At 49.1% G+C, this 19683-nt stretch carries 15 protein-coding genes; 7 read left to right on the plus strand and 8 right to left on the minus strand.

The window, feature by feature from the left end:
- Positions 1 to 349: 349 nt before the first annotated feature.
- Together QGP82_RS13395 and QGP82_RS13400 are read right to left on the minus strand one after the other, a co-directional pair.
- Complete coding sequence (locus tag QGP82_RS13395) at positions 350 to 1075, minus strand: HAD family hydrolase (RefSeq protein ID WP_499059616.1); 726 nt, start codon at positions 1073 to 1075, stop codon at positions 350 to 352.
- A gap of 110 nt (positions 1076 to 1185) precedes the next feature.
- The gene (locus QGP82_RS13400; protein ID WP_499059618.1) at positions 1186 to 3006 is read right to left on the minus strand and encodes a M3 family oligoendopeptidase; all 1821 of its coding nucleotides are present in this window, start codon (positions 3004 to 3006) and stop codon (positions 1186 to 1188) included.
- A gap of 172 nt (positions 3007 to 3178) precedes the next feature.
- Here QGP82_RS13400 and QGP82_RS13405 point away from each other — a divergent pair, with 172 nt between their 5' ends.
- Positions 3179 to 3991, plus strand: a complete 813-nt coding sequence (locus QGP82_RS13405) for an SDR family oxidoreductase (protein WP_163697406.1) — start codon at positions 3179 to 3181, stop codon at positions 3989 to 3991.
- A 331-nt stretch (positions 3992 to 4322) separates the two neighbouring features.
- Here QGP82_RS13405 and QGP82_RS13410 read toward each other — a convergent pair whose 3' ends face one another.
- Positions 4323 to 5933, minus strand: coding sequence for a hypothetical protein (locus QGP82_RS13410; RefSeq protein ID WP_163660959.1), 1611 nt, complete (start codon positions 5931 to 5933; stop codon positions 4323 to 4325).
- Between the two features lie 256 nt (positions 5934 to 6189).
- Between QGP82_RS13410 and uvrB the strand changes: the two genes are divergently transcribed.
- Complete coding sequence (gene uvrB / locus QGP82_RS13415; protein ID WP_499059621.1) at positions 6190 to 8202, plus strand: excinuclease ABC subunit UvrB; 2013 nt, start codon at positions 6190 to 6192, stop codon at positions 8200 to 8202.
- Positions 8203 to 8245: 43 nt separating this feature from the next.
- Here uvrB and QGP82_RS13420 read toward each other — a convergent pair whose 3' ends face one another.
- Positions 8246 to 9100 carry a hypothetical protein gene (locus tag QGP82_RS13420; RefSeq protein ID WP_163660955.1) on the minus strand — a complete coding sequence of 285 codons (855 nt, stop codon included), beginning with the start codon at positions 9098 to 9100 and terminating at the stop codon, positions 8246 to 8248.
- A gap of 480 nt (positions 9101 to 9580) precedes the next feature.
- Entirely contained in the window at positions 9581 to 10681 is a 1101-nt protein-coding gene (locus QGP82_RS13425) for an ABC transporter ATP-binding protein (RefSeq protein ID WP_499059622.1), read from the minus strand.
- Between the two features lie 87 nt (positions 10682 to 10768).
- Between QGP82_RS13425 and QGP82_RS13430 the strand changes: the two genes are divergently transcribed.
- Positions 10769 to 11503 carry a tryptophan-rich sensory protein gene (locus QGP82_RS13430; protein WP_163661726.1) on the plus strand — a complete coding sequence of 245 codons (735 nt, stop codon included), beginning with the start codon at positions 10769 to 10771 and terminating at the stop codon, positions 11501 to 11503.
- Between the two features lie 114 nt (positions 11504 to 11617).
- Here the strand turns inward: QGP82_RS13430 and QGP82_RS13435 are convergent, their stop codons facing one another.
- Positions 11618 to 12598 (minus strand): choice-of-anchor K domain-containing protein, encoded by a 981-nt coding sequence (locus QGP82_RS13435; RefSeq protein WP_163660951.1) that lies wholly within the window; start codon positions 12596 to 12598, stop codon positions 11618 to 11620.
- A gap of 368 nt (positions 12599 to 12966) precedes the next feature.
- A complete protein-coding gene (locus tag QGP82_RS13440) occupies positions 12967 to 14262 on the minus strand; it encodes a recombinase family protein (protein WP_163697402.1) in 1296 nt (431 codons plus the stop codon).
- 168 nt (positions 14263 to 14430) lie between these two features.
- Here QGP82_RS13440 and QGP82_RS13445 point away from each other — a divergent pair, with 168 nt between their 5' ends.
- Genes QGP82_RS13445 through QGP82_RS13455 form a run of 3 tightly spaced genes read left to right on the plus strand, consistent with a single transcriptional unit; the run spans position 14431 to position 16574 of the window.
- Positions 14431 to 15240 carry a lysozyme inhibitor LprI family protein gene (locus QGP82_RS13445; protein ID WP_163660947.1) on the plus strand — a complete coding sequence of 270 codons (810 nt, stop codon included), beginning with the start codon at positions 14431 to 14433 and terminating at the stop codon, positions 15238 to 15240.
- A gap of 37 nt (positions 15241 to 15277) precedes the next feature.
- Positions 15278 to 16177 (plus strand): alpha/beta hydrolase, encoded by a 900-nt coding sequence (locus QGP82_RS13450; protein ID WP_250564724.1) that lies wholly within the window; start codon positions 15278 to 15280, stop codon positions 16175 to 16177.
- A gap of 55 nt (positions 16178 to 16232) precedes the next feature.
- On the plus strand, positions 16233 to 16574 hold the full coding sequence (locus tag QGP82_RS13455) for a carbon dioxide-concentrating mechanism protein CcmK (RefSeq protein WP_006517410.1): 342 nt from the start codon (positions 16233 to 16235) through the stop codon (positions 16572 to 16574).
- A gap of 79 nt (positions 16575 to 16653) precedes the next feature.
- On the opposite strand, the gene QGP82_RS13460 is transcribed toward QGP82_RS13455, so the two are convergent.
- Positions 16654 to 17220, minus strand: a complete 567-nt coding sequence (locus tag QGP82_RS13460) for a hypothetical protein (RefSeq protein ID WP_499059626.1) — start codon at positions 17218 to 17220, stop codon at positions 16654 to 16656.
- A gap of 231 nt (positions 17221 to 17451) precedes the next feature.
- Between QGP82_RS13460 and bchD the strand changes: the two genes are divergently transcribed.
- Positions 17452 to 19500 (plus strand): magnesium chelatase ATPase subunit D, encoded by a 2049-nt coding sequence (bchD, locus tag QGP82_RS13465; protein WP_499059628.1) that lies wholly within the window; start codon positions 17452 to 17454, stop codon positions 19498 to 19500.
- The last annotated feature ends 183 nt before the right edge of the window (positions 19501 to 19683 follow it).

Here is a 19683-nt window from a genome sequence, read left to right on the forward strand (position 1 = left end):
TGCAGACAGAATTACACTGGCGATCCTAGAGAGTTTAAGAGGCATTTAACTTTGTATAATTAATTTTATTGGTTAGTAATAATGACTGCGGCCTGCGGGACTTGGCTCATAATAAAGACGGTTAATATCTGGCTAGTGCTTTAATTATCTATGACGAAAATAATTTAAGTTTTATTTTTATTTAAAAAACACCTTAATTACACGGTGGCATTTTTCGCTACATTTGTCTTTCTCTAGGGTGCCTCTATGTAGATTGCCCTCGCCCGTAGCAAGATGTGTCAGACTTAGCCTTATACCTTAGTCGTATTTTTTTGCCACATTGCATGAATAATGGTTTTCCTGCGTTCTATTAAGGGTAAGGGATAAATTGATCCCAGTGAGTGATGGCTTTGATGTCAGCTGGTGCAGCCGATGACGAGGCGCGTTCAGCCGAGCGATCAAAGTAAATGGATCGCATTCCCAACCGCTGAGGCGCGATCGCATCATTGGTTAAATGATCGCCAATAAACAATACTCTCTCAGGGGCTGGATTTCCGGCTGCTTCTAGAGCCATTTGATAGATGGTATCGCTCGGTTTGCGCTTGCCACATTCGGCACTGTCCAGTACAAACTGAAAATATGCGTTCAGGCCATAGCGCTCCAGCATTTTGCCAGGCCAATCTGCTAAGAAAAAGTTAGAGATTACCCCCATGGACACCTGGTCTTGCCAGCGTTGCAGCATGCTTTCTACGCCAGCAGGTAGTCTGAGTGTAGCGGGAAAGCACTCCATAAACTGAACTTCCATTTCTGCGAGCACTTGGTCAACTAGCGCCGTATCTGCCTCAGGGCGATAGACTGCCAATAGATTGCGAAACCGCTCCTGTAAGGTTTGCTCATGGGGTTTGCCAGCAATATACTCTAACCGCCAGCGGTGGTAATCAGCCCGTACATCTTCAATGTCTGTATAGAGCCCGGCTGTCACTGGCACCTGATACATGGGTGCTAACCCTGCTTCATAGCCAGAGGTATCAAAATCGTCGATCAGGGTATTGAAACAGTCAAAAAAAATCCAGTCGAGGGACGTGCTGGTGACCATGGTGAATCTGCCCTATATGCCAGATGCGCGGAAGTGCTTCACTAGGTTAGCGCCATTAGGCACGTTCATCGGGATAGTCTCCACAAGAAATTCTGGCGAGCACAACGGCATCAGTTGTCAACCAATTGTTCAAATGAGGCAACACTCTTTTCAACAATGCTCAGACTGGCTTTCCAAAACTGAGATTGTGAGATGTCTTGCTGTAGGTGCTGAGTTACTAACTCTTCTGCTGTCATGCTGCCAGTGTCTCGTAAAATTTGAGTATAGAGGGTGTTAAAATCGGCTCCATAGTTGTCTTGCTGGGCATAAATGCCGAGGCTAAAGAGATAGCCAAATAGGTAAGGATAGTTGTAAAAGCCCAGTTGAGAAATAGAGAAATGTAGCTTAGTAGCCCAAAACATGTCGTCATAGTCTGAAAGACTGTCTTCGTACCAAAGTTGCCAGCTATCAGCCATCATGGTCTTGAGCGCAGGCGCGATCGCAACACCCTGTTTCCGTGCTTCAACCAGTCGTTTCTCAAACTCAAACCGAGCTGGAATATTTAGCAAAAAGACCGCTGCACTTTGGGCATTTTGCCAGAGAATCTCTAACTTTTGAGCCGGTGTTTCAGCTTGCTGTAGCAGAGCATCACGCACTAAGGTCTCAGCAAAGATACTGGCAGTTTCCGCCAAGGTCATGGAGTAATAGGTTTGCATGGGGGGCAGATCACGCATGACCCAGTTATGCCAGGCATGACCCAGTTCATGGGCCAGGGTAATGACGTTGGTCATCGTGCCCGCATAGGACATAAAGATACGTGGTTCACGGGGGTCGGAAAACCGAGTACAGTAAGCTCCAGTGGCTCGGTTGGGGGTAGGTTTCCCATCAATCCAGCCCTGCTCAGCCATCATCACGGCAAAGTCGCCCATTTCTGGGGTTAGTTGTCGAAACGCATCGGCAATCAATGTAATGGCTGCGTCAAATGAAATTGTTTTGGGCTCGCCAATGGTAGGCGCTGGGGCTTGTAAATCCCACGGTGCCATCTGGGGAATGTTGAGCACCTGTGCCATGGCCTTCAGAGCGCGTTGCCCAATGGAACGTTGCTGATAGGTGGTTGCCATCAACGCATCTAGAGTAGCCCGCTCAATACGGCTTTGATGACAGCTGCGGTCTAGATAATGGAGTTCACGCACCTGAGCCCGTTTCTGCGTTTCTTCTAGTCGCCAGCCGTTGATGGCGTTGAGAATGGTGGATGCAGTTTGTTGATGGCCAGTCCAAGCGTTACGGATCGCGTTCCAGGCGGCCTGTCGAGTTTCTCGGTTGGGGTCACTTTGCAAATTAGCGGCTTTTGCCAGACCCATGGTTTCTCCGTTAACTGTGCATTTAAGGGTACCCGCCAGCTCTGTGTAGAGATTGCCCCAGGTATGCAGACCGTTTACCGCCAGGCCTGTAATTAAATTCTCTTCTGCAACACTGAGCAGCTGATCTCTGAGTTTGCGTTGATGTACCAGTAAAAAAGCCATTTCTACTAAGACCGGATCCGCGACCACAGCTGCCACAAATTCAGAGCGAACCCGATTGAGAAACACCTGCATGGGGGTGAGTGCCTGGCTCACCTCTGCGCTGATCTGCTGCAGTGTGGGCATGATGGCGCTGGCATGGGTGTCCTGGGCATCTACGCTCAGGGCCGTCGTGATGTAAGTGCGCACATTGCCCAGCTGTTTGTTCAACTCTGTGCGGGTTTGGTGAATGCCGCGTAATAAGTCAAGCAGGGTGTCAAACTCTGGTTCAGGCAGTGTTTCCGCACTGTCAATGTATTCTGCAAACGGGGCACAGGCCATGGAGATTTGCCCAACGTTGTCCCTAATCTCAGCGATAGCGGTTGCAATCTGGGGATCGTCGGTACCTTTGAAGAAATGCTGGTTATCCCAAGTTTGACGAAGTTGAGGCATAGCAATGTGGGGGCAGATGGTCCTTAGGGGGGCCTAAGGGTGGTCCTTAGGGGGTCCGGTGGTTCCTAAATTTTAATCGGCTGGATTGGGGCTAGCCACCTTTGATTGAGTGGTGCTGCTGTTTTAAGGTTAACTGAGAGGGAAGGAGTTTATTGCGATCTCAGTACCGAGTATGCAGCGAATTTTGGTCACCGGTGCTACCGGTGGGGTCGGTCAGTTAGCCGTAGCCTATGCCCTGGGTCAGGGCTACGAGGTTAGGGCCTTAACCCGCAATGTTGTCAAAGCCCGTTCACTATTTGGCGATCGGGTAGACCTGGTGCAGGCAGACTTGCGATTGCTCGATACGTTAACGGCTGCCTTGGACAGAATCGATGCCATCCTCTGTTGCAGTGGCACAACGGCGTTTCCTTCAGATAAATGGCAAGTGGATTTACCTGCCCAGCCCCTGGAGCAGTTCTTAGCGTGGGGACGTATTTTTCTTGATACTGACTATCGCCAGCGCCATACAAAAAACTCTCCAGCAATTGCCGATGGCCAGGGTGTACAAAACCTGATTGAGGTTGCTAAGAAGAGTGCGGTACAGCGCTTTGTTCTAGTCTCTTCCCTAGGTGTGGAGCGTAAAGAAGAGTTTCCCTTCAGCCTGCTCAATACGTATGGTGTCTTAGATGCTAAAACAGCTGCCGAAGCTGCCCTGCGTGGTTCAAGCTGTCGCTACACCATTATCCGTCCAGGCCGACTGATTGATGGTCCTTACACCTCCTACGATCTCAATACCCTGATCAAGGCTTCCACTGGTGGAAAACAAGGTGTGGTTTTAGGGGTTGGAGATCGATTGCTTGGCCAGACCAGCCGCAAAGATGTGGCTGCTGTCTGTGTTGAGTGCTTGCAGCATCTCGTCACTGAGCAGCAAACTTTCGAAATCATTAATCAGGGGCCACGACCGCCTGCCATCGAATGGTCTCAGCTCTTTGCGGCTATCACTTAGGATGTTGTAGAGTCTACCTCTAAAACATTGCTATCTCTCATGGGGGTGAGTTAAAACACCATGCCAAGACTAATGCCCCGGCATGATGGCACATCTGTTGAGACGTTGTTGCTCATCATAAAACATTGATGTATACGAGATTCTCATACCTATGCAAATACAACATAGAGATGATGAATTTTGAGCATGAGAAATCAGATTAACCAACGATAATAATGCAAAATCCTGGTTACCTACCCCCGATATCGAAGGGTATCCACAAGGGAGTACCCCTACAGGGTTATTCACTTTTAAGCGGGGGTTAATGAATTCGGATTTCGTAAGATCTTTGCTAATTACTCTGCGCCGCCTTTTTCAAATCTGTCAGTACCACATCTGTCGGATTTGCCGTATCAAGGGGAGCATTCGCCGCCTCAGTCACTGTTACCCAAGGTTCCAGATCTTCTCCGTCAATCCAGGCAGAGTAATAGATGATTTCTGTAACGTCAGGCGTCAGGGTCAATAATTCAAACTCCCCCCGCATTGCTTGCCAATCGGCAACAAAACTCTCATATTCAGTGGGGCCAATCCCCTGGGGACCACCACCCACATAATTCACAGCGACCTGATCCCATGGACGCACAAAGCGTTCTCCATTCCAGCTCCAGTCCTGACCTGGCCACCAAAAATATCCATCGTCCGGATTCTCTTCTGGACCCATATAATAGTCGGCACCTTGGCTGATTTCAGTGGTAATGCCTGGTTCGTAGCTAATTTCGTATCGCACTGAAGATTCGGGGGTGCTGATGTCAGTGTCTGCTAACCACAGCACCTCTACCGTTGTTGTACCATCTAGCTGTTCCATAGGTGTTTCAGCTAGCAGACTGGCATACAAATCCTGATCGGTTGGGATATCAGTCCTGGCTATAAAGCGCCAGCAGGCCCAACTATCATTCGTATCAATCGCTGTCCAGTCTATTTCACATACGCCATTAGCGGTGGCCACCCATAATATTTCTTCTTCAGCCCAGAGTCGAGTGGGGATGGCTCCAATGAGCGGACTGTTCTCAACGGTATACGTCTTCACTGTATTGTCTGCTGGACGGAATGCTACCAAGCCTTTGGCTGGGAGAAATGGATTGCCCTCCCCTGAGTATTGGGTACCCAACCAGAGGGTGGCCTCATCGTCTGCCGTTGTCAGGGCCAGATCGGTAATTTGAGCATTTCCGAGTTCAGATGGTTGCCAGAGGACAATTTCATCCTGATCGAGCTGATATTGCACCACTGTAGCAATGCCACTGGCTCCCTCACCTTGCTCAAATCCAATGGACCACCACAGAGCATCATCGGTCACTAGGGTTTGAGTGATGGTTGGCACACCCGCCGTTGCCCCTAGTTCACGTTCAATGATGTCAGTGTTGGTATATAGGACTTGAGCCGTAGGCTCGCTATCCCCGGGTTTGATCAGTTCAAAAATTACCTGTTCTAGATCATTCTCAAGGGTTTCCGATCCTTCAACCCAGGAGGCGTCAAGGCGGACCCGTGCTTGATAACTTTGCTCTTGGCTGGCTATGGTTTCATAGTCTGGATCACCCAGGGATTCGAAATATTCAGCGTAGTCTTCCTCCACAGGTGGGGCAACTTCCAGGGCCTCTACGCCCCAGGTGCGATCGCGTTTACAAAACGTAAACCCATAGCGCCTTCCCCTAAAGATCAGTGTTGACTCAGTAGCTTCTACCTCAGTTGGTCGAAAGTCAAAGCGCTCGAAGGGTAGGTCTACTTCAGTGGCAGCCTGTAGCGGTACCTGACTCTCCATGGGATCGCAGGCGGCGGTTGCAGCTGCGGTGGTGGTCACGTCTGCGCCATTTGGACCAGGGCTGTCTGGAGCGGTCGCTTGTTCGCCAGGACCGCAGGCACTGATTGCAACTACTAGTCCAATACATCCCCAACGCCAGATTTTCATAGATACCCCCACGGTGAGCTATCAAGTGTGTCTAATCGGGTCGACTAGGATCGGCCCTGTCTTTCCTAGGGTAGCGGTTCTGGAAAATGGTAAAGACTTAGAACCCCACCTGTGAAACTGTCATGGTATAAGCCATTGCGGTAGATGATGGCTAAAAACAGCTGTGCGAATTTTAGACATTACTTTTAAGATCGTAAAGTCTACCTTTGTGTTGATGGTTTCAGTGAAGTACGTGCCTTCTTAGCGCCAGCCGCCCATGAATGACTTCGATATTCAAGCTCCCTTTGAACCCAAGGGTGACCAACCCAAAGCAATTGAAGGTTTAATTAGCTACTTAGAGGCTGGAGGTCAATATCAAACTCTATTGGGAGCGACCGGTACCGGGAAGACTCACACGGTTGCTCGGGTCATCGATACCATAGGACGCCCCACCCTGGTTCTAGCTCACAATAAAACGCTGGCAGCACAGCTCTGTAACGAGCTGCGGGAATTTTTCCCAGACAATGCCGTTGAGTATTTCATCAGTTATTACGATTACTATCAGCCTGAGGCCTATATCCCGGTTACAGATACTTACATTGCCAAAACCGCATCGATTAACGAAGAAATCGATATGCTGCGACACTCTGCCACCCGTTCTCTATTTGAACGGCGGGATGTGATTGTGGTGGCCTCCATCAGCTGTATCTATGGTTTAGGAATCCCGACAGAATATCTAAAGGCATCGATCCCGCTGCGGGTAGGCATGGAAATAAACCAGCGGCAGGTACTGCGGGATTTGGCCTCTGTGCAATATACGCGCAACGACATCGACTTAGGTCGAGGACGATTTCGCGTGAAAGGCGATGTGTTAGAAATTGGTCCGGCCTACGAGGATCGCATTATCCGAGTGGAGTTCTTCGGCGATGAAATTGATGCCATTCGCTATGTAGACCCGGTGACTGGGGCGACAATTCAGAGTATGGAAGCCCTCAACATATATCCGGCTCGCCACTTTGTGACCCCGGACGATAAGTTAGAAGCAGCGTGTAACGGCATTCAAGAAGAACTCAGAGAGCAGCTGGAGTTGCTAGAAAAAGAAGGTAAACTACTCGAAGCTCAGCGTCTAGAGCAACGCACTAAATATGACCTGGAGATGCTGCGGGAGGTGGGTTACTGCAATGGCGTCGAAAACTATTCTCGCCATCTAGCCGGACGCCACGCAGGAGATCCCCCCGAATGTCTTTTGGACTACTTTCCTGAAGATTGGCTGTTGGTGATTGATGAGTCCCACGTTACGATTCCTCAGTTGCGGGGGATGTACAACGGTGATCAGGCTCGTAAGAAAGTCTTAATCGATCATGGATTTCGGTTACCCAGCGCTGCTGATAATCGCCCTCTGAAAGCAGAAGAATTTTGGCAAAAGGTCAAAAACTGTATTTTTGTATCTGCTACACCGGGTGAGTGGGAGCTGGAAATCTCTGAACAACGGGTTGTGGAGCAGATTATTCGTCCTACTGGGGTGTTAGACCCTGAGATTTTTGTACGACCCACTACAGGGCAGGTCGATGACCTATTAGGAGAGATTCAGGATCGGGCTCAGCGGGGTGAGCGCACCCTAGTGACTACGTTGACCAAACGGATGGCAGAAGATCTCACTGAGTATTTTGACGAACATGGGGTGAGAGTCCGTTACTTACATTCTGAGATTCACTCTATTGAGCGGATTGAGATTATTCAAGATTTGCGTAACGGTAACTTTGATGTGTTAGTGGGAGTAAACCTACTAAGGGAAGGGTTGGACTTACCTGAAGTCTCGTTGGTAGCGATTTTAGATGCGGATAAAGAGGGGTTTCTACGGGCGGAGCGATCCCTGATTCAGACCATGGGTCGAGCCGCCAGACACGTTCAGGGGCAGGCGATTCTCTATGCTGATAATCTGACTGGCAGTATGGCTAGGGCCATTGACGAAACTGAGCGTAGACGGGCAATTCAAAAGGCTTACAACGAAAAACATGGCATTGTGCCAAAGCCCATTATTCGACGGAAGAGCAACGCTATTCTCTCGTTTTTGGAGGTATCACGGCGTCTCAATGCCCAAGAATTGGAAGAAGTTTATGAGCATAGTGACGATCTTGCCCTGGAAGATATCCCGGAACTCATTAGTCAGCTGGAGAAGCAAATGAAAGCGGCTGCCAAGGAGCTGGACTTTGAAGAAGCGGCTAAGTTTCGCGATCGCATCAAGCATCTACGAGAAAAGCTACTCGGCAAGCGGACACCTGCTGAATAATAGGCCCACTAATAAACAAGCAAGCTATTTTATACCGACTATTTTATACCGATAGCTTTTTGTCCTTAGTGTAATAGCGGTATAACGAGACCAGCATGACCTTGAGGGCTCGATTCAGGCCATCGGATGTTTCCAAACAGTGGGCCAGGATTGTCAGCTTGCTTTCAAAGTCACCGTAGGTCGGGCAGTAGTCAAACGTTTCCTCTAAAAGATCGCGTAGTGTTTTGGCTTGCAAGATTTGCCGTTGTAGCGGGCTGTCTGCATAGGGACCGTAAAGAATGGAATAAAGCAGTACTCGGACTTTGTCGGGATCACATTTACTGGAGAGGGCTTGCTCCAACGTGGTGAGGCTATCAGGTGTGGTGACCACTGGTGCAGGTCCAGTGACGTAAAGAGAGCGAAATGCCCTTAAAATTTGTCGGGCTACTATCTGCGAGTGAGTAAAAGAGGGCAGATGCCTCTGATGCTTTAAGATCCCCAATAAACGCTGCTTTAGTTCTAAAGGCGTTGGTGCTTGGCGATGGGCCAACTGCACAAGACTCAGTAAATCAGTACTAGCTGTGTCAGCGATGTTCCCAGGGGACTGTCCTAGATACCCCAGAAACGTCTTAATAACGCCTAAATTATCTGATTTTTTGAGTTCATTGATTACAGGCTGGTAAAGATCCGATTTAGCCCGTGATTGTACCGAGGCGGCTAGATTATCAGCTTGTTGATCCGTAGATGGGGAGAGTGGTGTTTGGGGAAGAAATACGTTGCGCAGATAGTATAAAATAACGTTTGCAATCGCAATGTAAACCTTTTTACGATTCAGGTTATTTGCTTTTTGGTAGAGACTGTTGCGGCATTGTTGCAGGGTAGAGTAGCGTCCCAACAAAATTGATACCAACGAACTCATCGGAACACTGCTTAGTACGGCAGCCTCGTTTTCCCACGTCCCATAACAAACGCTAAACAAGAGTTTTTTGATTCGTAGATGCTGGGCGTGCTGCATTAGATTCGCAACCGCTTGCTCAATAGCATCTTGCCTTGTAGCCAAGGTCGGTTGGGAATAGCTAATCGAAAGACCGTCAGGGGACATGGTAGTTGGCGGCTGATTACGCTTGTATTAACCTTGATTAATATTCACATCTTAGAACTAAATTGACCACTTCAGTTCACGGACTCTTTATTAGAGCTAGTTAAATTGCGTAGGTTAGGTATTCATAACTTTATATCTTAGTATTCTTACGCAAAAAAATGTGCAGAAAACTACACATTTTAGTGATCAAGTTATACCTTCTAGATTGGATAAATTACGGTTGTGGAAAAAACAAAAATAGACACTGTTGTTTTGAGGAGGTGGCTGACCGAGCCTGTGCTGACAGTCAAATGTCCGCTAAATTGTTTGTTCTGTTTCGTTATCAAAGAGGTGGATGCGATTTTGATCGAGCTGTAGGGTAATGATTTCCCCTGGCACAATAACGGCTCTTGGATCGAGGCGGGAAACAATCTCGCTACCATCGGTTAAGGTGGCGTAAACAATTAATTCATGCCCCATAAGTTCAACCACGGATACCTCAGCTTGAATGTCTACAGGTGTAATGCCAGGAGGCAAATAGTCAGGGTGGTAAATGCTTTCTGGACGAATACCAAGAGTAACTGAGTGGTCGATGTAAGGGTGGATAGTGTCGTTGTTTCTTGATAGTGGTAAGCTAAAACTATCAGTTTTAATTAATAAGTTGTTGTCATGGCGTCTAAGGGTGGCATCCAAGAAATTCATTGATGGACTGCCCAGAAATCCTGCTACAAAAATGTTGTTAGGCTTTTCATAGATTGTTTGGGGCGTATCCACCTGCTGTAGAATGCCTTGATTCATAATGGCAATACGACTTCCCATGGTCATGGCTTCTACTTGATCATGGGTAACGTAGATAAATGTGGTGCCCAATCGTTTGTGAAGTTTATTCAGCTCTGCTCGAGCCTGTACCCGTAGTTTGGCATCTAAATTAGATAGGGGCTCATCCATTAGGAAAGCTGATGGGTTACGCACAATGGCACGACCCACGGCCACTCGCTGGCGTTGACCACCGGACAGTTGTTTGGGTTTGCGCTCGAGTAAGCTATCAATGCCCAGTTGCTGAGCTGCCTGCTGCACCCGCTTACGAATATCTGCCTTAGGCACGCCCTGAAGTTCGAGGCTAAACGCCATGTTATCAAACACGCTCATATGGGGGTATAAGGCATAGGACTGGAACACCATGGCGATGTCTCGATCCTTGGGCGGTAAGTCATTGACCCGGCGTTCATCGATGTATAAGTTACCACTGCTGATACTTTCCAGCCCTGCTAACATGCGCAGAGAGGTGGTTTTGCCACAGCCTGAAGGCCCCACAAGGACTAAGAATTCGCGATCGCAAATTTCTAAATTTAGATCCTTAACCGCGACGAAGCCGTTGTCATACTGTTTAGTAACGCGCTCAAACCGAACATTTGCCATGAACTGCCGTTTTTGGTTGGGTTGCTCTTTCCCCAAATAGTAGCGGCAATCATGATAGATAGTAATGGGAGTAACTTAGCAGCGACTATGGCGGAAAAAACGAACCTGTTTGGCAAGGTGGAGTCGATGGTGAATGCCATCATGGGTGTGCGTCTAGACGATGCAACGCAGCTGCCAGCCGCAGAGGGGCGTCAAGCTGACTGGTCTGCTTTAGGGAGATATGTCGTTGGCACCCTGGCGCAAATTGGACTGATGATCATCAGTTTGTGGGGATTACAGCAGCTGACCCAGGCATGGTCTGAAACGGTCAAAGTGGGAGCTGCGATCGCATTTTTTATTGTGCTAGCCATTCGGTCCCGCCTGTTTTCCCCTTTGAACAATGCACGAACTCGCACCACCTACAGTAATGTCAAACGTCCTGGCTGGGCTCCTCCTCCCCTGGCGTTTCCGATTGTTTGGATGAGCATTGGTGTCTTACGGGTGGTGTCCTCTTATCTAGTGTGGCAAGCTTTAGGCCAGACCTACTTAACATGGCCCCTAGCTATTTTTATTATCCATTTAGCCTTGGGAGATACCTGGAATACAGTCTTCACGGTGGAAGGGCGTCTGGGCTTGGCGGTGCCTGTGGTTATTCTTGGACCGTTGGTTTCGTCTGTTGTCGTTACCGTGAGTTACTGGCAAGTTGTGCCCTTGGCAGGCCAGCTGCTATTGCCCATGGTGATTTGGTTGGCAGTGGCCAGCGCTCTAGTAATTTCTATTTGGCAGTTAAATGATCGTGAGCCTTGGTATCCTTTGATGCTGGATGAACCGTCACAAGGGTAAGCAAGAACAGATTGCCATAGCTAAGAAAACCCCAGACCTGAGAAACAAAAAGTTCTTAGGTCTGGGGTTTTTGCTCTGTTGCAGAGACGTTTGCCAGTGGCGATTGGGGCTTTGTTAAGCCTCAGCAATAGCAGCCTCTTGTTGGCGGCGGCGGGTATTATGCAAGAGCAATCCCAATGCGCCTATTCCTAGCAGCGCTCCTGGCTCAGGCACAGCGGTGGGCTCATCAGGATTATCAGGGTCGTCTACTTTAACGATGCGAGCAAACAGACTAGCCTGACTAGTGCCATTCTCTTGGGAGATAAAGTCTGTTACGCCGCCAGCATCGAAGTTAGGCGTGTCGTTAAAGCCTACTAGCTCAAGGGTGTATTCTTCACCTTCAAACTCAAAGCTACTTTCAGAGTCAATGGCAAAATCCCAGGTGATTTTATCAGAACAGCCAGAGCCAGTGGTTTGATATGGGCATTGGCCGCCCGCATGATTATTAGGATTATTGCTAGTCTCATCAATGTTAAGGGCGAAGTTGAAGGTCTGGTCACCTAGACCAGTATCGCCAAAGCCTAATTTTAGGCTGAAATCGGTTTTCTCTGCGATGCGACCATCTGACCAAATTGTGTTGTTGTAGTGCTTGAGAGTACCAAGATTGAAAATCTCACCTACACCTAAATCAACATTGCTGACACCCGCGAAACCAAGACCACTTTTTTGAGCTGTTCGGTCTTTATGGGATCCATAATATTGATAACCGTTGCTGGTGCGGTAGGACCCATAGTCCGATATTTTTCGATGACCTGCTTCTTGCGTTTTGGAGTAGCTGTAGTAGTCATAGACAGGATCGCCCCAACGCACTTGGTTGACCCCGTTGTAATCAAAAAACTCAACATAGTTATCTGAGTCTTTAGTAAAAGCCGCTTGCTCATAGTCGGCAAAATCACTGTTGTTAGCCGCTCTACCAACAGTTTTGCCGTTTACTAATCGTGCGTTGTCGAAGCTTGCTGATGCCCCTGTTAGGGTGAAGGCATAGGTGGGTGCTGCTCCTATCGCACTCACTATGACTGCCATGCCTAGTGCAGCACGGATATTGAATTGATTCATGATTGTTTTGTTGACGTCTTGTGACTTAGTTCTTGACCCTTGTATGTCAAATTTAATGCCTAAAAATGTTGTCGAAATGCGGATGAATACGCATGTTGTGTATGAAGATTTGAGCCATCTCGTAGCTTTTAAGGAGACTTTTATAGAATTTCCAGCAAGGATTAATTATTGTTGTGGTGTTGTCCTCAGGATTTTTGCGGATCTTACAGGCCTCGTCGTGTCTTTCTCTCAGTATGTATCCGCTAATATACTTAACTTTGTTTGTGCAATCGTTTAGAGAGATGTCCATGCAATGTCTGTCTGTCTCGCCATGGTGCTTAGGTGCTCTCTTTATTATTTGCCTTCTAGTCAACAACTAAAGTTGTTGACTAGAAGGCAAATAATACCTGAAGTGTCCAGCTGTTTCCTGAACGGATAACCTGTATGTCACGGATGAATTCGCGAAAGAAAAAGCGGCGTTCTGGTTCTGAGAGATCTTCCCAGAATTGAGGGATGCTAACCGCTTGAGCGAGTTCCTTAAGATTGACTGGGGGTAATTGGGCCAGTTGCTGAGTAAGTTGGGCAACTTTGGTGCGCACGCTATAGGCCCGTAGATCAGCTGTTGTCTGGTCTAATATGCCGTCGGTTACTAGCTGAGGCAACTGGTTGAGGATGGCTTCTTGTGTTGAGATCGCAACCTCTAGCGCATTTTTAGGACTTTGGTCTGGCATAGAGAGCTGAGCCACCGCCTTAGGCAGGTCGTGGCAAATAGTCTGAATTGTCTGAGCTAGCAGCTCTTCGTAGGGTAGAGCTTTGCATTTCTCTGGGCAGGTGGTCACCCGCATATAGGTGTAGTCTTTAGCGCGCCGGGGTGCACTGACCCGACTCACTGTAAATTTTGCCTGGCACTGTTGACAGCTAACTAGACCCGCTAAAGAACGCGGCGCACTCGCTGTTTTAGACGGTAATGCACTATTTCGGCGTAGTAGGCGATCGATCTGGGCTGCTTCGGTGGCATCTAAAAGAGGACGGTGGGTATTGAGGATGATGCCGCCATCACCATAGCGGGTGTGACCTCTATAGATGGGATGTTCTAGCCAGCGTCGCCCAGTGGAGGCGGATACTTTTTTACCATATTGCTTCGCGATATGACGCACTGCGCCTCGCAGAGAACCGTATAACAAAAACTGTTCAAAGAAGGCTTTTAGTATCGGCGCAGTGGCTCGGTCAATGATGTAGCCTTGCTTGCCACGGCGGTAGCCATAGGGGGCTTTGCCTGGCGGTGGCAGGGCCTTTAGCCGTTTGGCCGCATGTCCTTGGCGAATACGGCGTTGGCGTTGATTGGCTTGTACTTGAGCGAGGACTATGGGTAGCTGCGGGTGAGTTGTGCCAGCTGCGGCTGTCTGATAGTCCTGTTCTGTGGCAATCACCACCGTTCCTGCCGTTTCGATGAGCGTGAGATTTTCAGCGACCGATGTTAAGGAATCCCCTAATTCATCAAGATGTCGTATTAGCAGATAGGCCGGTGCCTCAGTTTGGATGTGGGTTAATAGTTCCTGGAGTTGAGGGCGCTGTGGGGCAAAGGGAGTGTCTTTGTAGATGCGATCAACCTCCCAGCCCCACAGATTGGCATCGACTGGGGGTTCCAGACGAGGATCTGTGTAAAGGTAGGCGACGATTTGCATAGGAAATAATCAGGAATCATTGGGCCGTCAGCCCACCGTTAAGAAGCTTGCGCTCAACCTATAGCTTTTGGTCTGTTCTACGCTAGAAACCCTGATTATTCTTTAGATTTTCCATAGCTAAAAGCGGGTGCGTTACACTCCAATGGTGCGAGCTGGTGTTGTGAAACCATGGATAAATCGTCTTATAAACTATTGTCCAAACTAGTCTCTATAGCATTAATCCTGGCTTTGGTCAGTTGCGGACGCGCAGAGCAGACGACTGCGCCTACCAATGGGGCTGATGATACGTCTACAGCAACTAATCAAGAGGCTTCATCTGCTGCCGAGTCGACCGAGGGTGAAGCGGCTGAAACGGTGCCTGTGACGCCACCGGTTGCTTCGTCCAACGAGGCTGCTGCGCCGCCACCTGCTGCTTCTCCGGTAGCTTTAGCTAAACAGGACTGCGGTCAATTGGCTACCCAGCAGGAGATGAATCAGTGCGCGGCTGAAAATTATGCCGTTTCTGATAAGGCGCTCAATGATGTCTATCAGGAGGTGAAGCAAGGTCTGAATGAGGCTTCAAAAGATTTGCTGACTAGAGCTGAAGAACGTTGGCTTGTCTTCCGTGACGCCGAGTGCACGTTTGAGAGTGATCGTTTTGCAGGTGGTTCAATCGCGCCTCTGATTCAAGCTAGCTGTATGGAGCAAATAACGGATAATCGTATTGCTGAGCTGCGACAGACGATTACTGCCGAGACTGATTTTGCGGCAGCCGATGCCGAGCTTAATGAGGTTTATCAGGCTGTGCAGGCGTTAGCCGATGGTGATGCAGGGGAGGCGTTGACGGATGTTCAGCTTTCCTGGCTGGATTATCGTGATGCCCACTGTGAGTATGAGGCTAATTTGCCATCAGCTGGAGATGTTAAGGCTTGTCTGGCGGCAATCACCGAGACCCGCGTATGGCAGCTAGAGGCGCTACAAGAAGAGTGGTCTTTGTAGTTGTGGTCAATATTTGAGTTTCTGGGTAATGCTGTAAATGATGGTTTATAAAGGTCTACTGGCACTGGCCTTAGCTACTGCCAGTATTTATGGTGCATTTTGTGTTGGGTTGTACTTTTATCAAACGAAGCTGATCTTTTCGCCCACATCTGTATTAACCCAAACGCCAGCAGACGAACAGTTAGCTTACGAAGAAGTTTGGATTAGCCCAGAAGGAAGATCTTCTCCTGGTAACGGGTTACATGGGTGGTGGCTACCTGGTTTACCAGGAACGTTGTCTGCACGCGCACTGACGTTGCTGTATCTCCATGGTAATAGCGAGAATATTGGTGCAAATTTAGGGCTAGCCCATCGCTATCAGTTGATGGGGTTTAACGTGCTCATGGTGGACTATCGGGGGTATGGTCTCAGTCCTGGCCCCTTTCCCAATGAAGATCGGGTATATGAGGATGCGATCGCAGCCTATCGCTATCTCACAGAAACTCGGCAGATCCCGAACCAGCAGCTGTGGCTATTTGGCCATTCCTTGGGAGGAGCCATTGCCATCGAACTAGCGACCCACCGCCCGGCAGCGGGGCTGATTGTGCAAAGTACCTTTAGCTCAATGCTACAGGCCGTCCAATTAACTGGGCAATATGACTGGGTGCCGGTGAATTGGATTCTGACCCAGCGGTTTGATTCTCTTGCTAAAGTGCCCCATCTGCAGCTACCCGTTTTCTATATCCATGGATTAGAAGACGATACAACTGCAGCAGCGATGTCAGAGCAACTCTATGCTGCATCACCCTCCCCCAAGTCACTGTGGCTAGTTCCCGAAGCAGGGCATAACGATGTGGCAAGTACGGCTGGGCCGGACTACTTTACGAAGGTTGAAACGTTTGTTCAGCAAACGCAACCCGTTGTGGCTATTCAAGCCCCCGTGTCTCCCGTAGAATAGACGTTGGAGTTATAAAATCAAAGCCAATCTAGGCTCGTAGTTAAGGAGAGCGACAATGCCTGAGGCAGTAGGATCGTTAGAAACAAAGGGATTTCCCCCTGTACTAGCCGCCGCAGATGCGATGGTGAAAGCAGGACGAGTCACATTGGTGAATTACATTCGGGCAGGTAGTGCACGTTTCTGCATCAATATTCGTGGTGATGTATCCGAAGTCAAAGCGGCTATGGCAGCTGGGGTGGAAGCTGCGGAAAATGCTCCCGGTGGAGTCCTAGAAACTTGGGTGATTATTCCTCGTCCCCACGAGAACGTGGTCGCTGTCTTACCCATTGACTTTAGCGAAGATGTGCAGCGCTTCCGTAATGCTGTAGAGCAACCTATTTTGCCAGGACGACGTTAAGGATTGAGTCGTGAGATTTGAGTATTGAGTGTTGAATTATTGAAATTGAATTCGACACTCTATTTTTTAGATACTTACTTCACTCTGGGGTATGGGCTGTTGCTTCTGGCTCTAGCATGCAAACGGCGTATCCTTTTGAAGTAGATGCGATCGCACTATTATTGCCTCGACCTGTTAGTTGGGCCGCTAAATTGAGTGCCTCACCAGCTGCCAATCCTGGCCGATAGACACTATAAAATTGATCGTCATAATGTACAGCCACCATGGGGTCGGCCAGGTCAGGGACTTGTATATAGCCCTGGTGGTACTGTTTCGCGTCTCCCAGTATCAAGCATGTGGCTGGTCCACACGTTGGCCATCGTCGCCCATCCTTTCTAGGTCCTTTGAAAACTTGGGCCTCTAGTTCCAATGCCCACATGACGTAGCTATCTTTGCTTTGTTTGGTTAATGCCAGCACATCTCCATTTCGAGCCAGTTTGGCCAATGCCTTCATGGCAGCCTCTGCGTCTTCAAACCGGCGAAACCGGCTGTAGTATTGACCACTTACTTTGACGGCAGGCAACTTTTCATCAATATCTGGTACCTTAATTTGGCACGTGCTGTATTGGCCCTTATAGGTCAGTAGTTTACAGGCAGCAACAGGCATCGGGAACTCACAGAGATTTATCGTCTGGCGCTGCTTACATGGTGAGATGAATCAATCTGTCGAGTACGGATAGGCAAGGACAGATTGTTCCTTTTATAAGCTTGGCAACAGCGTAAGTCAAATTCTAAAGGCTGAACATCTGAGCCTGCACCTCCTAAGTGGCCGACTTTCGTGGGCACGATTGCTGAAAAGCAGTGATACAGTAACTATTAAGTTGAGTAGATAGAAAAGATGCAGGCCCTCGCGGATACGCCCACTACATTTCCACTGATGGCTGTCGTTGGCCAGGATGCAATTAAGTTAGCTTTACTATTGGCTGCGGTGGATCCTGGGTTAGGCGGTGTGGTCATTGCTGGTCGTCGCGGCACAGCCAAGTCTGTGTTGGCTAGAGGGTTGCACCAGCTGCTGCCCCCAATTGAGATCATCGATGGGTCCTATGCCAATGCTGACCCGACCAATATGCGTGAGTGGGACGATGCTACCGTTGATCGTTTTGGCGATCATGGGGATCCCACGAATCTAGATGATTTACCCACCAAAGTTATTCCGGCTCCCTTTATTCAGATCCCCTTAGGGGTAACCGAGGATCGGTTGCTAGGTTCTGTGGATGTGGCAAAATCCATTCAAACCGGTGAATCGGTCTTTCAGCCAGGTTTGCTAGCTGAAGCCAATCGCGGCGTTCTCTACGTTGATGAAGTTAATCTGCTGGACGACCAGATTTCGAACCTGCTGCTGGGGACGTTAACGGAAGGGCGTAACCAGATTGAGCGTGAGGGTATTAGTTTTCAGCATCCCTGTAAACCATTGTTGGTGGCGACCTATAACCCGGAAGAGGGGGTGTTGAGACAGCATTTGTTGGACCGGATTGCGATCGCACTCTCCGCCGACCGGGCGCTGACCATGGAAGAGCGGGTGGACGCCACCGATCAGGCAACTAACTACGCTGATGATCCAGAAGGCTTTTTAGCCGAGTATATTGAAGAAATTGACAACCTTAAAACCCAGATCATCTTGGCCCGCGAGTGGCTTAAGGATGTTGTCATTACTCCCGACCAGGTTCAGTATCTGGTGACAGAAGCCATTCGCGGTGGTGTAGAAGGCCATCGTGCTGAACTTTTTGCTGTGCGGGTGGCTAAGGCCAGTGCTGCGTTAGACGGTCGCACTGAAATCAATGCGGATGATTTACGTCGTGCGGTGGAACTAGTGATTATTCCCCGTGCCATGAACATGGATCAGCCGCCACCGGAAGATGAGCAGCCCCCACCGCCCCCACCGCCAGAAAATCAGCAAGAAGACGATCAAGACGAGTCCCAAGAGAATGAGGACGAGGATGATAACGACGACGATGAACCTGATGAAGAACAAGAAGAGTCTCCTCCGAGTATTCCAGAAGAGTTTTTGTTTGACCCTGAGGGTGTTGTTCTAGACCCATCTCTCCTGTTGTTTGCTGAATCTATGAGTAGACAAGGCAGCTCGGGTAGACAGAGTCTTGTGATCTCTGAAGATCGAGGTCGCTATATTAAGCCGATTTTGCCCCAGGGCCCTGTACGGCGCATTGCCGTTGATGCCACGTTGCGAGCGGCTGCCCCTTATCAAAAGGCACGTCGTGCCCGTCAACCTGAGCGCAAGGTGATTGTTGAGCAGGGTGATATTCGAGCGAAGCGATTGGCTCGTAAGGCGGGTTCGCTAATCATTTTTGTTGTGGATGCCTCTGGCTCTATGGCGCTCAATCGTATGCAGTCGGCAAAGGGAGCTGTTCTGAGTCTGCTGACAGATGCATACCAAAACCGCGATCAGGTAGCCCTGATTCCGTTTCGAGGAGAACAGGCAGACGTGTTGTTGCCACCGACTCGTTCGATCACGTCTGCCCGCCGTCGATTAGAGACAATGCCCTGTGGTGGTGGTTCTCCCCTGGCCCATGGTCTCAGTCAGGCCGTGCGCGTGGGCACCAATGCGCAACAGTCTGGTGATACGGGCAATGTGGTGATTATTGCAATTACTGATGGTCGAGGTAATGTGCCCCTGGCTCGTTCTTTAGGAGAACCCATGGAAGAGGGCGAGAAGCCGGACATTAAAGCAGAACTGCTAGACATTGCCGGACGTATTCGTATGACTGGTTTTCAGCTGTTGATTATTGATACTGAGCGCAAGTTTGTTTCTACCGGCTTTGGTAAGGAACTGGCAAAGACAGCGGGCGGTAAGTATTATCAGTTACCTAAGGCAACGGATAAAGCCATTGCCAATATGGCCCGTGGAGCACTGGCGGATTTGCAGTCATAAAGCTTAGCAGGGAAGAGGTAGAACAAGTATCTACTCAACTCAAAGCAGAACACTATCATTCGTCCTAGACGCTGCCAGTGTTTTTTGTCTTGGGGCATTGTTTTTGATGCGTCACCCTCTAATTTGAGAATGATTAGATATTCGGCTACTGCTCAGCCACGACTTTAAGGAAACCAGTAAATG

This window comes from Leptothoe sp. LEGE 181152 (assembly GCF_032906605.1).
Lineage (GTDB): Bacteria > Cyanobacteriota > Cyanobacteriia > Phormidesmidales > Phormidesmidaceae > Leptothoe > Leptothoe turfae.

Coding starts and splice junctions, on each gene's coding strand:
- QGP82_RS13450 (WP_250564724.1), top strand. CDS start 15,278: ATGATGGTTTATAAAGGTCTACTGGCACTGGCCTTAGCTACTGCCAGT.
- bchD (WP_499059628.1), top strand. CDS start 17,452: ATGCAGGCCCTCGCGGATACGCCCACTACATTTCCACTGATGGCTGTC.
- QGP82_RS13400 (WP_499059618.1), bottom strand. CDS start 3,006: ATGCCTCAACTTCGTCAAACTTGGGATAACCAGCATTTCTTCAAAGGT.
- QGP82_RS13420 (WP_163660955.1), bottom strand. CDS start 9,100: ATGAGTTCGTTGGTATCAATTTTGTTGGGACGCTACTCTACCCTGCAA.
- QGP82_RS13460 (WP_499059626.1), bottom strand. CDS start 17,220: ATGCCTGTTGCTGCCTGTAAACTACTGACCTATAAGGGCCAATACAGC.
- QGP82_RS13410 (WP_163660959.1), bottom strand. CDS start 5,933: ATGAAAATCTGGCGTTGGGGATGTATTGGACTAGTAGTTGCAATCAGT.
- QGP82_RS13395 (WP_499059616.1), bottom strand. CDS start 1,075: ATGGTCACCAGCACGTCCCTCGACTGGATTTTTTTTGACTGTTTCAAT.
- QGP82_RS13445 (WP_163660947.1), top strand. CDS start 14,431: ATGGATAAATCGTCTTATAAACTATTGTCCAAACTAGTCTCTATAGCA.
- QGP82_RS13425 (WP_499059622.1), bottom strand. CDS start 10,681: ATGGCAAATGTTCGGTTTGAGCGCGTTACTAAACAGTATGACAACGGC.
- QGP82_RS13405 (WP_163697406.1), top strand. CDS start 3,179: ATGCAGCGAATTTTGGTCACCGGTGCTACCGGTGGGGTCGGTCAGTTA.
- uvrB (WP_499059621.1), top strand. CDS start 6,190: ATGAATGACTTCGATATTCAAGCTCCCTTTGAACCCAAGGGTGACCAA.
- QGP82_RS13435 (WP_163660951.1), bottom strand. CDS start 12,598: ATGAATCAATTCAATATCCGTGCTGCACTAGGCATGGCAGTCATAGTG.
- QGP82_RS13455 (WP_006517410.1), top strand. CDS start 16,233: ATGCCTGAGGCAGTAGGATCGTTAGAAACAAAGGGATTTCCCCCTGTA.
- QGP82_RS13430 (WP_163661726.1), top strand. CDS start 10,769: ATGGCGGAAAAAACGAACCTGTTTGGCAAGGTGGAGTCGATGGTGAAT.
- QGP82_RS13440 (WP_163697402.1), bottom strand. CDS start 14,262: ATGCAAATCGTCGCCTACCTTTACACAGATCCTCGTCTGGAACCCCCA.